The sequence below is a fragment of the Pseudomonas umsongensis genome, assembly GCF_012647205.1.
Lineage (GTDB): Bacteria > Pseudomonadota > Gammaproteobacteria > Pseudomonadales > Pseudomonadaceae > Aquipseudomonas > Aquipseudomonas umsongensis.
Genome location: NZ_CP051487.1, coordinates 2883810 through 2897219, shown reverse-complemented (window position 1 = coordinate 2897219; position 13410 = coordinate 2883810). Strand labels below are relative to the sequence as shown.

Genomic DNA, 13410 nt, shown 5'->3' with positions numbered 1-13410 from the left:
GGAGTAACTCATGAAAATTCTCGTGACCGGTGCAGCCGGCTTCCTTGGCCGCCGTCTGATCGAAGCCCTGCTGCTGCGCGGCTCGCTGACCGACCGTGCAGGCCAGCCCCAGCCCATCGGGCAAATCGTCGCCTTCGACAGGGTCGCGCTCGAGGGCATCGATGATCCGCGGGTAACGGTGGTGTGTGGCGATATCGCCAACCCTGAAGTGCTGGACAGCCTGATCGACGCCAGCACCGACAGCATCTTCCATTTGGCTGCGGTGGTTTCCAGCCAGGCGGAGGCCGACTTCGAACTGGGCATGCGCATCAACTTCACCGCGACCCAGAACATGCTCGAACGCATTCGCTTGCTCGGTACCTGCCCAAAATGGGTGATGACCAGCTCCGTCGCGGTATTCGGCGGGCAACTGCCGGAACGCGTGCGCGATGATCAGGTGTGGGCACCGCAGAGTTCCTATGGCACGCAAAAAGCCATGAACGACCTGCTACTCGCCGACTACAGCCGACGCGGTTTTGTCGATGGCCGCAGCCTGCGCATGCCGACCATCGTGGTGCGCCCGGGCAAACCCAACCTGGCCGCTTCCAGCTTCGCCAGCGGGATCATCCGCGAACCGCTCAACGGCCAGCCCAGCGTGTGTCCGGTGCCCCTCGATACGCGGCTCTGGCTGATGTCGCCAGCGCAGGCGATCGCCAACCTGATCCATGGTCATGAGCTGGCCGGCGAGCAGATGACCGAGGGTCGGGTGATCAACATGCCGGGCCTGTCGATTACCGTCGAACAGATGATCGATGCCCTGCGCGAGGTCGCTGGTACGGAAGTGGCCGCGCGGATCAGCCTGGAGCGCAATCCGGCGATCGAGCGCATCGTCGGTTCGTGGCCGGGGTCCTTTTGTGCCACCTATTCCCGGGACCTGGGCTTCACCGCAGATGAAGATTTCCGCGCTGTGATCAAGCAGTACATGACTGATTATCTGCCCGGATGAGGAACCCGACATGTTGAATGCCCCTGCCCGCCCTCTGCTGGGCTGCATCGCTGACGATTTCACCGGTGCCACGGACCTTGCCAACATGCTGGTGCGCGGCGGCATGCGCACCGTGCAAAGCATCGGCATACCCGGCGCCGAGGTTGCCGAACACCTCGACGCCGATGCGATCGTCATCGCCCTGAAGTCTCGCACCGTGCCGGCCGCCGACGCCGTTGAGGCGTCGCTCGAAGCGCTGCGCTGGCTGCGCGAACGTGGCTGCGAACAGATTTTCTTCAAGTACTGCTCGACGTTCGACTCGACCGCTGACGGCAACATCGGCCCGGTGAGCGAAGCCTTGCTGGAAGCGCTGGACAGTGATTTCACCCTGGCCTGCCCCGCCTTCCCGGAGAACGGGCGCACGGTCTTTCGTGGGCATTTGTTCGTGCAGGACCAGTTGCTCAGCGAGTCGGGCATGCAGCATCACCCGCTGACACCGATGACAGACGCGAACCTTGTTCGGGTGCTGCAAGCGCAGAGTCAGGGCAAAGTCGGCCTGCTGCGCCATGACACGGTGTCCAAAGGCGTGGAGAGCATTCGCACGCGCATCACGCAGCTTCGCGCCGAGGGTGTGCGCATGGCGATCGCAGATGCGGTGACCGATGCCGACCTGCATCTGCTGGGCGAAGCTTGCGCCGGTCTTGCGCTACTGACGGGTGGTTCAGGGCTGGCGCTGGGCTTGCCGGATAACTTCCGACGGGCTGGCAAACTTCGCGAGCTGGACGCCACCCTGGTACCAAAAGTCGACGGCGGCGAAGTGGTGCTCGCGGGCAGCGCTTCGCAAGCCACCAATGGGCAAGTGGCGAGCTGGCTGCAGGCCGGTCGCCCAGCCTTTCGGATCGACCCTTTGGCCTTGGCGGCGGGAGCGCCGGTCATCGAACAGGCACTGGCCTTCGTCGCTGACACGGCGGAAACGGTACTGATCTACGCCACCAGCTCCCCGGATGAGGTCAAGGCCGTACAACGTGAACTGGGTACCGAGCGCGCGGGGAATATGGTCGAGCAGGCCATGGGCCGGATTGCCAGCGGGCTACACCAGGCCGGGATACGGCGCTTTGTGGTCGCCGGGGGAGAAACCTCCGGGGCCGTGGTGCAAGCCCTGGATATCCAGCTGTTGCAGATCGGTGCGCAAATTGATCCGGGGGTGCCCGCTTGCGTCAGCACGCCCGGCGAACCACTGGCCCTGGCACTCAAGTCTGGCAACTTCGGTGGCCCTGACTTCTTCGCCAAGGCTCTGAAACACCTGGCGGGAGTTCAAGCATGAGCAACGAAAACGCCCTGCGCGAAGAAATCTGTGACGTCGGCAGCCAGTTGTACAGCCGTGGCTACACGGTAGGCAGTGCCGGCAACATCAGCGCCCGGCTCGACGATGGCTGGTTGATCACACCCACGGACGCCTGCCTGGGCCGTCTGGACCCGGCCGCCATTTCCAAGGTCAACCTGGCCGGGGAATGGGTCAGCGGCGACAAACCGTCGAAGACCCTGGGCTTGCACCGTGAGGTCTATGATCGCAACCCGGGTGTCGGCGGCGTGGTCCATACCCATTCCACGCATTTGGTGGCGTTGACGCTGGCCGGGGTCTGGCAGCAGGATGACATCCTGCCGCCGCTGACGCCCTATCAGGTGATGAAGGTCGGGCATATCCCGTTGATCGGCTATGAACGTCCCGGCTCGCCGAAGGTAGCCGAGCGGGTGGCGCAACTGGCCAACAGCGTGCGCGGGGTGATGCTCGAACGCCTGGGTCCGGTGGTGTGGGAAAGCTCGGTGTCGAAGGCCAGTTATGCCCTGGAAGAGCTGGAAGAAACCGCACGCCTGTGGCTGATGAGCAACCCCAAGCCGGCCCCGCTCGACCAGGCCGCGCTGGATGAGCTGCGCGAAGTTTTTGGCGTGCGGTGGTAACCCCCCGGGCCTTGCGCTAAATGCATTTGTAGGAGCGAGCCTGCTCGCGATGGACGACAACGATAACGCTGGAAGCCTGACACCCTGCAGCGCTCTCAGGCTTTTCGCGAGCAGGCTCGCTCCTACAAGCAATGCTGTTTACTTAAGCTTGACGTTATATGTATGGATTGGATTGGATTGGATTGGGAGCTTATCCGTTTCTTCGGTGATGGCGGCTGGCGGTTTCGCTCTTACAGCGACTCACTTTTCCAAACGCCGGAGTGCCGGCCCAGCAAAAAGTAAGCAAAAGGCTTTGCCCCACCACTCGGTGCCTCGCCAGGGCTCGGCATGTCCTCACTCCGGCATTGCTCCGTGGGTCGCCGCGATGGGCCATCCATGGCCCAGCGCGGCTAAACCGGCGTCCTGCCGGTTTCCCCACTGCGCAATGCCTGCGTTCGGCCATCGTGGTTAACGGGGCGCCCAAATCCAAAGCCAAAGCGAGGCGGCCTGACAGCCGACCTGATCTTTTCCGGATGTCCCCTCAAATCCCCTGTAGGAGCCAGGCTTGCCGGCGAAGAACGATAACGCGGTACAACAGGCACACCGCAGCGCCTGGTTCGCCGGCAAGCCTGGCTCCTACAGGGAATTGCGTAGGGCTCCCGATCAGGTCGGCTGTCAGGCCGCCTCGCTTTGGCTGTTGATTTGGCTTTTGATTTTCTTGCCACATCGAGAGGCCGAGTGGAGGTTCTGCGCAGTGGGTAAACCGGCATGGATGCCGGTTTAGCCGCGCAGGGCCATGGATGGCCCATCGCGGCGACCCACGGAGCAGGACCGGAGCGAGGGCATGCCGAGCCCTAGCGAGGCACCGAACGTCAGGGGCAAGAGCCCTTGGTTACTTAGGGCCGGGCGGCGTTCCGTTTTTCCAAGTGACTCGCCGTAAGGGCGAAACCATAGGTGGCCGTTACCGCAGGAATGGATATGTACGCAGTCAACAAAATCCGCATTGGCCGTCAGGACGCCTTCGCCGGCAAGTCGGATCGCCGCACCGCTGACTCCTACAGGTTTTCCAGGTGACTCGCCGCATGGGCGAAACCCTAGGTGGCCGTTACCGCAGCAATGGATATACACCCAATCCAAATATGCGCCTGCAGCACCCAACTTAAAGTGAACAGCATTACGCATCTACAAGGACTTTTTCGCTTAACTGAACCTACGCTGGTATTTTAATTTCAGGAGTCACCATGCCTCGTTTCGCTGCCAACCTCAGCATGCTCTACCCGGAACACGATTTTCTCGACCGCTTCGCCGCGGCCGCTGCCGATGGATTCCAGGCGGTGGAATACCTGTTCCCCTACGACTACAGCGCGCAACAACTTAAACAGCGGCTGGACGACAACGGCCTGGTCCAGGCCCTGTTCAACGCCCCGCCCGGCAATTGGGCGGCAGGCGAAAGAGGCGTCGTCTCCTTGCCTGGCCGTGAAGCGGAGTTTCGCGAAGGTTTCGACCAGGCCCTGGAATATGCCGCGATCCTGGGCAATGACCGCATCCACGTCATGGCCGGGCTGCTGGCGAGCGAAGCAGCCCGTGCCCGACACCACGCGACTTACCTGGAAAACCTCAGCCACGCGGCGACGCAAGCGGCCAAGGTCGGCGTCACTGTGTTGCTGGAGCCGATCAACACCCGCGACATGCCGGGGTTTTTCCTCAACCAGCAGGATCAGGCCCAGGCCGTCTGCAAAGCTGTCGGCATGGCCAATCTCAAGGTCCAGTTCGACATCTACCATTGTCAGATCGTAGAGGGGGACGTGGCGACGAAGCTGCGCCGGGATTTCGCCGGCATCGGCCATATCCAGATCGCGGGAGTGCCGGATCGTCACGAACCGGACCTGCACAACGAGTTGAATTATCCCTACCTGTTCGAGCTCATCGACCAACTGGGCTACAACGGTTGGGTGGGTTGCGAGTACCGGCCGCGCGGCAACACCAGCGAGGGGTTGCAATGGATGCGCGATTGGCAGGCGCGCTGATCTGGCTTCACTTTTCAATGCGCTGAAATCTGCGAAAAACCGCCCCAGCCTTTACAATCACGCCTTTCACCGCAGATCAGAAAGGTTCTACAGGTTATGGCGCTCGACCCTCCCACGATGTTGACGATTTCGACCGCCCTCGCAGCCGCCGCCGCGCTGTACCTGGCGATCGAATGGCGGAGCATTCGCGAACCCTCGCTGCTGTTCTGGAGCGCGGGTTTCGCCACCATCACCCTGGGGTCGACCCTCGCCTTGCTGCGCGGGGCCGGCCTTTTGCTGGCTGGCATCTGGTTCGCCAATGGCCTGCTGGTGGTGGCCCACTGGTGTTTTCTGCTGGGCGTCGCGCGCTTCACGCAGACGCGGCTGTCGCGTGCCTGGTACCTGATCTTCGTCGCCTGGGTGGCCTTGCTGTTGTTGCCGGACGAGCCGTCGTGGTCGAAGGCCATGCTGCTGGCCAATTCGCTGCTGGTCGCCCTGGTGACACTCAGGGCCAGTTTCCTTTTGCGTCCCCATGGCAAGTCGTTGAGCGTGGGGGCGGTGCAACTGCGCTATGTGCTGTTGGCCCATGGGTTGTTCTATCTTGCCAAGTCAATTACCGCCATCGTTCCCGGCACGCTGATCGACCTTGCCGCGTTTCGTGGCGAGATCATTCAGATTTCCCTGGTCGAAGGCGCGATGGCGATCATGCTGATCGCCCTGTCCATGACCGGTACCGAACGCTACAGGCGTGAGAAACGCATCGCCCGGCTGGCCGCCCGTGATCCGTTGACCGCCCTGTACAACCGCCGCGCCCTAGAAGTGCGAGCAGCGCGCCTGCTCGATAACGTCTCCACGGCAAGACCCGGTGCCTTGCTGTTGATCGATATCGACAATTTCAAACAGGTCAACGACCTCTATGGCCATATGGCTGGCGACCGCCTGCTCGTCACACTGAGCGAGATGATCCGTTCGGTCCTGCCTGAAGGCGCACTGGCGGCGCGGCTGGGCGGTGATGAATTCGTGATCCTGCTGGGCAACGCATCGCATGAGCAAATCGTCGGGCTGGGCAGCGCGCTGCGTGAGCAGTTCCACCACGCTGCCGCGCAAGCGTTCGCCACACCGCAAGCGGTAACCCTGAGCATCGGCGCCAACCTGTTCGACCATCCACCAGCCAGCCTCGCGGCATTGATCGAGCAAGGCGATGCGGCGCTCTACCAGTCCAAGCGTGGCGGACGCGACAGCATACGGTTGGTCGATCTGACCTTTGCCAGCAACGAACCGCTTTGATTTCTGAGGATTGCATTGCGCGGTTCGCGTATGAAACTCCGGGGCTCGCGTGCCAATCCAACTTATCCTCCAGCCATTGGACCAAGCGCCGCGGGGCATCAGGTTTCCTGCGTCATCGTTGACGACCATCGCGAGCAAGCTTGCTCCTACAGGGGCCCGGGCAAGATCGCTGTAAATGCGTTTGCCGCGATTCCAGTAGGAGCGAGCACGCTCGCGAAAAACCCGAGCACGATATCTGCGCATGTCTTTACTGCTTCGGCGGCCATGGTGGGCGTATGCATTACGGTGATCGGTATTTTCCAGGTGGTTACCACGCTGAGAAGTGAAGACTCCCTGGGTGATGACTTTCTCGCGATGAACGCCATCCTGCATTTGATTACCACGCGGCTGTCCTACTGGGCATTGCGTACCAGCAACGTGAACCGCAATCATTTCCTGGAAAAACTGGTCGACGTTCTTTTTCTTATCGCCTTGACCTGTACCACGGCCATTGCAGGTTTCATCACCTGGGCGATCACTGTGCATTAGTGTCTGGAACAAGCGCGCGGACGAATCGGCATTCGACTTCCGGTTCTTCGTTGCTGCGGGGTTGTTCAAGCACGAATCCGCACCGGGACAGTACTTTTTTTGAGCCCACATTTTCCTTGAATACATAAGCCACCAGTTGCGTCAGTTGCCAACGCGCCTGCGCTTGCTCGATCAGATGCCTGAGCGCCTGTGTCGCCAGGCCCTGCCCGCACGCGTCGCGACCGATCCGATAGCCCACCTCCGCACAACCAGTCGATGGGTTTATGTCTTTCAAGTTTGCCCGCCCTACAATTGTTCCGCTGCCGTCCTCAATAACAAACGGATGCCAGGTGCCGATGGCAAAACCGGACAAGTAGCCTTCGATATGTTCGGCGACGCCTTGCGATGAGTAAAAAGAAGGGTCGCGCGCATCAATATGCGATTCGAACCATGCACGGTTGTGGATTTCGAAGGCCAGCAAGGCGTCCGTATCCGTACTTTTCAGCTCGCGAATTCTGAATGCGTTCATGCATCAACTCTCCAGTGCTTGAGGCCCGAGCGTGACCGTCTGTCCGGCGTTCCAGCAACCCAGGTCACTGACAATCGAGGCATCGTCTATTCCTGCCTCCTCGCTCAACTCACGAAGCGCGGCTTCGGCGGGTGTTTCACCTGACTCGATGGTGCCTTTGACCAGTTGCACGCCTGCCAGCGGATGGCGAAACAGAAGGATGCGGGGCCCGGCAGTACTCGAGAGGATGACGGGGCAAGCCTTGTTTGGTGACATGGCGACGTCCTTATCGACAATGAAGCCAGCATCATACGGCGTTTGACATGCATTTGTAGGAGCCGGCTTACCCCGTCGAGAGGCTTCGTTCCGGTTCTGCGCAGTGCGGCGGGCCCTGTAGGAGCGAGCATGCTCCGGGCGGCGTTCCGACGAAAAACCTGAGAGCACCGCGGGGTGTCAGGCTCCCCGCGTCATCGTTGACCTCCATCGCGAGCATGCTCGCTCCTACAGGCTTGTCGCCGTGACGGCGAAACCATAGGTGGCCGTTACCGCAGGAATGGATATGTACACCTGAAAGACAATCATCGGCTATCAGGGCAGGACCCACTTTGTGCCAGAAGTGGACGGCAGCTTCAGTGCAGGCTAAAAAGTAACGTTACCGGCGCTGCGTTGGGAGCATTACCCCGACTTTGCAGAGCGCTCGGCACATCCCCTGATAACCCGGCAAAAAAGGAGTTTTGAACGTGACTGAAGAGACAAAAACGAAAGGACCCGCCTCGTACTTCCCTTCAATCGAAAAAAAGTACGGGCACCCGGTCACCCACTGGTTTGATCTGCTCAAGACCGTCAGCAGCAAGAAGCACATGGAAATGGTCGCCTGGCTCAAGACCGAGCACGGCTTGGGGCATGGCCACGCCAACGCGCTGGTCGCCTATTTCCTGGCCAACGCGAAGAATCAGTGACGGGCCTGGATCGGCTGTCCCCTCACGCCAACTTGATCCTGCCCCCCTGAATCTCATCCCGCGCAATCCGCAAGTCGGTGGCGTCCTGATTGAGCCGATGAATCAGGTTGAGCAAGCGTTGGCGCAACACTTCGTCCTTGAGCTGTTCAGCTGCACGCATCACATCCAACGCCGCGCCTTCATTGTTGGTGGCGACGGCGTCGAGCAGTTTGCGCAGGCTTCTTGATGGCCGATTCATGGGTCGTTCCCTGAGTTTTGGTTGAGCCGGATCATAGGCGCGTTATGTTTCGTCCATGTTGCAGCCACAAAAGGTTTGAACGGCATTTTCTGCAGGGATGCGATTGCATGGGCTAATCTGCCTTCACGCTCGACAGACGTCACCGTCCCTCATCAGCCCGAGGCATCGGCCCTATGATCATTTCGTCCGCATCCGACTATCGCGAGGCAGCGCGTCGCAAGCTGCCGCGTTTTTTGTTCGACTACATCGATGGCGGAGCCTATGCCGAGCATACGCTGAGGGCCAACAGCGCCGACCTGACGCAGGTCAGCCTGCGCCAACGTATCCTCAAGAACGTCGAAGCATTGAGCCTGCAAACCACCCTGTTCGATCAACCACTGTCGATGCCCATCGTGTTGGCGCCGGTAGGCCTGACGGGCATGTTTGCCCGTCGGGGAGAGGTGCAGGCGGTCAAGGCCGCCGAGAAAAAAGGCATCCCGTTGTGCCTGTCCACTGTCTCGGTATGCTCGATCGAAGAAGTCTGCGCCAACACTCAACAGCCGATCTGGTTTCAGTTGTATGTCCTCAAGGACCGGGGCTTCATGAGAAATGCGCTGGAGCGCGCCAAGGCTGCCGGCGTGCAGAACCTGGTGTTTACGGTCGATATGCCCACGCCCGGTGCCCGCTATCGCGATGCCCACTCGGGCATGTCCGGTCCCTACGCATCGTCCCGGCGCATGCTGCAGGCCATGACCCGACCCGACTGGGCCTTCAATGTCGGCCTGCTGGGCCGCCCGCATGACCTGGGTAATGTCTCGAAGTATCTGGGCAAGGCGGTTACGCTCGAGGACTACATCGGCTGGCTGGCCAACAACTTCGATCCCTCGATCAGCTGGAGCGACCTGGAGTGGATTCGCGATTTCTGGAAGGGCCCGATGATCATCAAGGGAATTCTCGACCCCGAGGACGCCAGGGATGCGGTGAGTTTTGGCGCGGACGGCATTGTCGTCTCCAACCACGGCGGCCGCCAGCTGGACGGTGTGCTCTCCACGGCCCAAGCCTTGCCGCCTATCATGCAAGCGGTCGGCGATGACCTCAAGGTGCTGGTCGACTCGGGGATCCGCTCGGGACTGGACGTGGTGCGCATGTTGGCCCTGGGAGCAAAGGGGGTACTCCTGGGACGCTCCATGGCCTATGCGTTAGCGGCCGACGGTCAACGCGGGGTGGAAAACATGCTGGATATTTTCGCCAAGGAAATGCGCGTGGCGATGACCTTGACAGGCGTCACCGCCATCGACCGGATCGACGAATCGATTCTGGTGCGTCATCCTCTCAAGTAACCAGCCGACGACGTTCAATCCTGCCAGGAACCGTTCCATGCGCATCGCCTTGCTTTCCGATATCCACTTGTCCGTAGACGCCATGCCATTCCCGGCTGTGGAGGCCGATATCGTGGTCCTGGCCGGTGACATTTCCCGACCGGCCGCGGCCATCGACTGGGCCAGGTCAAGCCCGGCCCCGGTGTTGTACGTGGCGGGCAATCACGAATTTTATGGCAGTGACCTGAGCTCTACCTACGAGCAGTTGCACAGGTTGTCGCAAGGCACTCCGATCCACGTCCTGGAACGCACCGCATACGTTCATCACGGCGTACGCTTCCTGGGCTGTACCCTGTGGTCAGACTACCGTCTCTTCGATCGAGCGGAAGATCGGGCGCAGGGTATCGACATGGCCACCCGGCTGATCCGCGACTTCAGCCGCATCAAGGTTGCGCCTGACTTCCCAGACCTGTTCACGCCGGCCCTTTCCCAGATGCTGTTCATGCAGACGGTCGCCTGGCTGGAAGAATGTTTTGCCGCCGACCCCGGCATCCCCACGGTAGTGATCTCGCATTTCGCGCCGACCCGGTTGAGCATCAGCCCGGCTTTCGCCGATTCGCCGATCAACGCAAGTTTCGTCTCAGACCTGCAGGAGCGGATCGAGGCGTGGCAGCCCGCGCTTTGGCTGCATGGCCATACCCATGGCAGCTTCGATTACCGGATCGGCGACACCCGGGTCATCTGCAATGCCCGTGGCTATGCCAAAGAGGGCGTCAATGAAAATGCTCGATTCAATGCCGCCCATGTGATCGAGCTGAACCTGTGAAACCCGTTGCCATGCTCGGCTGGCGGCCCCTGCCCGCCTCATACCAAAGCATTACCCTGCTACACCCTTGTCCAGTGGTCGCGAGCAATGTTTACCCCTACATTGCCAATACCTGAAGGGCACAGTGCCATAAACCCTTTGGGCCCTGCTCATGGACTCGGCGCAAAAAGCGTATCGCACCGCGCAATGCTGGATTTAGAATCGATCGTGGCCACCCCACTCGCCCCCTTCGGCAGTTTCGCCAACGGACATAGACCCATGGACATCGCACCCCGTTTCATCATTCATGAAACCGCCCACTGGATCCTCAACCACCATATGTCTTCGGCGCTCCCCGGCTATCTGGTGCTGGGCACCCGGCACAACGCCAATTCGCTGTCCGACCTGCCCGAGCAGGCCCTGGTGGAGATGGGCGTGCTGCTCGCCAGCATCCAGAAAACCCTGCAAGCGGAGTTGAAGCCCAAGTGGCTCTATATCAGCCGCTTCGGCCATGACCCACGCTTCCCCATCCATTTTCATTACATACCGGTCTACCAGTGGGTCGAGGACCAGTTCTGGGAGGATGAGCGCTACCGGCTGCTGGAAAACTTCGGCACCAGCGCCGCCGCGCGTACACTGACCGATGGCGCTGAAATGACCCTGTTCATCTGGCGTGAATTTGGCGAGAACTCGCAACTACCGGCCATTGAAGGGCCTTCGATCGACCAAGTCATCGACCATTTGCGCACCTGTTTCAATCCGGTGAACCAGCGCCTGCGTCTTCAAGTCGATCGCTGACTTCGACGAGCGCGGTGCTAACATGACGGGCGTACCCGGATGCCTCACTCAGCGCATCCCCCATCAACACTCGGCAGTCACCGCATGATCGAAGTCACCGAAGTTTCCATTGCCCAACTGCGCGCTGCGCTCGAATCCGGCCAGACCACTGCCGTTGAGCTGGTCCAGGCTTATCTGGCCAGGATCGATGCCTACGACACGCCCCAGACGCCCACCGCGCTCAACGCGGTGGTGGTGCGCAACCCCGACGCCTTGAAAGAGGCACAGGCCAGCGATGCCCGTCGAGCCAAGGGCCAAACGCTGGGCCCGCTCGATGGCATCCCCTATACGGCCAAGGACAGTTATCTGGTCAAGGGGCTCACCGCCGCCTCCGGCAGTCCGGCTTTCAAAGACCTGATCGCCTATCGCGATGCATTCACCGTTGAGCGCTTGCGTGCTGGCGGTGCCATCTGCCTGGGCAAGACCAATATGCCGCCAATGGCCAACGGCGGCATGCAGCGTGGCGTGTACGGCCGCGCAGAAAGCCCGTACAACGCCGACTACCTCACCGCCCCCTTCGCCTCGGGCTCTTCGAACGGCGCAGGGACGGCCACCGCCGCGAGTTTTGCCGCCTTCGGCCTGGCTGAAGAAACCTGGTCGAGCGGTCGCGGCCCTGCGTCCAACAATGGCTTGTGTGCCTACACGCCGTCACGCGGCGTGATCTCGGTGCGCGGCAACTGGCCGTTGACGCCGACCATGGACGTCGTCGTGCCGTTTGCCAGGACCATGGCCGACCTGCTCGAGGTGCTTGACGTGGTGGTGGCCGAGGACCCCGACACCCGCGGCGACCTGTGGCGCATGCAACCCTGGGTGCCGATTCCGCCCGTCGCCTCGGTCCGCCCCGCGTCTTACCAGGACCTGGCCGCCAATGCCGCGGCACTGGCCGGCAAGCGTCTGGGCGTACCACGCATGTACATCAACGCCGACCCTGAAGCCGGCACCAGTGAAGCCCCTGGCATCGGCGGCCCGACCGGGCAGCGCATCCACACCCGGCCTTCGGTGATCGGGCTCTGGGAACAGGCACGCCAGGCCTTGCAGGCCGCCGGCGCCGAAGTCGTCGAGGTCGATTTTCCCCTCGTCTCCAACTGTGAAGGCGATCGCCCCGGTGCACCAACCGTGTTCAATCGCGGGATCGTGTCCAAGGAATTCCTGCATCACGAGCTGTGGGACCTGACGGCCTGGGCGTTCGACGATTTCCTGCAGGCCAACGGCGATCCGAAATTGAACCGTTTGGTGGATGTCGACGGGCCACTGATTTTCCCGCACGACCCGGGCACCTTGCCCAACCGCGAAGGCGACCTGGCCGCCGGCATGGACGAGTACGTGCGCATGGCCGAGCGCGGCATTACCCCGTGGGACCAAATCCCGACGGTGCCTGATGGCCTGCGCGGCCTGGAACAGACCCGCCAGATCGATCTTGAGCAGTGGATGGATGGGCTGGGGCTCGATGCAGTGATTTTCCCGACGGTCGCCGACGTCGGCCCGGCCAATGCCGACGTTGATCCGGCAGCGGCGGACATCGCCTGGAGCAACGGTGTCTGGGTGGCCAACGGCAACCTCGCGATACGTCACCTGGGTGTGCCGACGGTCACCGTGCCGATGGGGGTCATGCCGGATATCGGCATGCCCGTGGGGCTGACCTTTGCCGGTCGCGCCTATGACGACTCGAGCCTGCTGCGCCTGGCGTCGGCGTTCGAGGCCTGTGGTTCGAAGCGCTTGATTCCACCGCGCACGCCACCGCTGGGCAAGTGATAATGCGGTTGGGACTGGAGCGGAACAGGCGCCAGTCCCGCCACCGCCACCGACTGGTGCACTTGGGTGCACATGGCGCTTTATAAAAGTGCAGGCAACCGGTGCGCACCGTTCATTTGAACCGCTGTTCAACGATTCCCTCCTGCACTCCCCTCGCCGACGATCCGCACAAGACCGCGCTTTTCATCCGGCAAAGCCGTGCGCTCGCAGCCCCGCCCGCCTGCGTATCGACAACGATCGCGACCTCAAGGGCATTTCTGGCGCGTGACTTGCTAGGAACACCTCAACCCTGCAGTCAACGCTGATTGCAT

General features: G+C 61.4%; 13 protein-coding genes and 1 pseudogene. 11 read left to right on the top strand and 3 right to left on the bottom strand.

Annotated features, from left to right (window positions below; genetic code table 11):
• Nucleotides 1-10 precede the first annotated feature (10 nt).
• From denD to HGP31_RS30490, 6 genes are all read left to right on the top strand, one after another.
• Nucleotides 11-985, top strand: coding sequence for a D-erythronate dehydrogenase (gene denD / locus HGP31_RS13225; RefSeq protein WP_168757900.1), 975 nt, complete (start codon nt 11-13; stop codon nt 983-985).
• A gap of 10 nt (nt 986-995) precedes the next feature.
• Complete coding sequence (gene otnK / locus HGP31_RS13220) at nt 996-2288, top strand: 3-oxo-tetronate kinase (RefSeq protein WP_020796426.1); 1293 nt, start codon at nt 996-998, stop codon at nt 2286-2288.
• Complete coding sequence (otnC, locus tag HGP31_RS13215; protein WP_151142485.1) at nt 2285-2923, top strand: 3-oxo-tetronate 4-phosphate decarboxylase; 639 nt, start codon at nt 2285-2287, stop codon at nt 2921-2923. Before otnK ends, otnC begins: the two co-directional genes overlap by 4 nt.
• Nucleotides 2924-4143: 1220 nt before the next feature.
• Nucleotides 4144-4929, top strand: a complete 786-nt coding sequence (gene otnI / locus HGP31_RS13210; RefSeq protein WP_033044559.1) for a 2-oxo-tetronate isomerase — start codon at nt 4144-4146, stop codon at nt 4927-4929.
• Between the two features lie 96 nt (nt 4930-5025).
• Nucleotides 5026-6195 carry a GGDEF domain-containing protein gene (locus HGP31_RS13205; protein WP_168757899.1) on the top strand — a complete coding sequence of 390 codons (1170 nt, stop codon included), beginning with the start codon at nt 5026-5028 and terminating at the stop codon, nt 6193-6195.
• Nucleotides 6196-6225: 30 nt separating this feature from the next.
• Nucleotides 6226-6723 carry a hypothetical protein gene (locus HGP31_RS30490; RefSeq protein ID WP_225441922.1) on the top strand — a complete coding sequence of 166 codons (498 nt, stop codon included), beginning with the start codon at nt 6226-6228 and terminating at the stop codon, nt 6721-6723.
• Here HGP31_RS30490 and HGP31_RS13195 read toward each other — a convergent pair.
• Both HGP31_RS13195 and HGP31_RS13190 read right to left on the bottom strand, forming a co-directional pair.
• Nucleotides 6710-7231 carry a GNAT family N-acetyltransferase gene (locus HGP31_RS13195; protein ID WP_151142489.1) on the bottom strand — a complete coding sequence of 174 codons (522 nt, stop codon included), beginning with the start codon at nt 7229-7231 and terminating at the stop codon, nt 6710-6712. The genes HGP31_RS30490 and HGP31_RS13195 overlap by 14 nt on opposite strands.
• Before the next feature lie 45 nt (nt 7232-7276).
• Nucleotides 7277-7486: pseudogene (locus tag HGP31_RS13190) on the bottom strand (NUDIX domain-containing protein); the annotation flags it as partial.
• A gap of 464 nt (nt 7487-7950) precedes the next feature.
• Between HGP31_RS13190 and HGP31_RS13185 the strand changes: the two are divergent.
• Nucleotides 7951-8169 (top strand): DUF4287 domain-containing protein, encoded by a 219-nt coding sequence (locus tag HGP31_RS13185; protein WP_020800050.1) that lies wholly within the window; start codon nt 7951-7953, stop codon nt 8167-8169.
• A gap of 22 nt (nt 8170-8191) precedes the next feature.
• Here the strand turns inward: HGP31_RS13185 and HGP31_RS13180 are convergent, their stop codons facing one another.
• The gene (locus tag HGP31_RS13180) at nt 8192-8407 is read right to left on the bottom strand and encodes a hypothetical protein (protein WP_083348871.1); all 216 of its coding nucleotides are present in this window, start codon (nt 8405-8407) and stop codon (nt 8192-8194) included.
• 173 nt (nt 8408-8580) lie between these two features.
• Between HGP31_RS13180 and lldD the strand changes: the two genes are divergently transcribed.
• The 4 genes from lldD (at nt 8581) to HGP31_RS13160 (ending at nt 13099) form a co-directional block, all read left to right on the top strand.
• A complete protein-coding gene (gene lldD / locus HGP31_RS13175; RefSeq protein ID WP_168757898.1) occupies nt 8581-9726 on the top strand; it encodes an FMN-dependent L-lactate dehydrogenase LldD in 1146 nt (381 codons plus the stop codon).
• 37 nt (nt 9727-9763) lie between these two features.
• Entirely contained in the window at nt 9764-10531 is a 768-nt protein-coding gene (locus HGP31_RS13170; protein ID WP_168757897.1) for a metallophosphoesterase, read from the top strand.
• Nucleotides 10532-10789: 258 nt separating this feature from the next.
• Entirely contained in the window at nt 10790-11308 is a 519-nt protein-coding gene (locus HGP31_RS13165; RefSeq protein WP_020800054.1) for a hypothetical protein, read from the top strand.
• 84 nt (nt 11309-11392) lie between these two features.
• Nucleotides 11393-13099: an amidase gene (locus HGP31_RS13160; protein ID WP_083348868.1), complete on the top strand. Its 1707-nt coding sequence runs from the start codon at nt 11393-11395 to the stop codon at nt 13097-13099.
• The last annotated feature ends 311 nt before the right edge of the window (nt 13100-13410 follow it).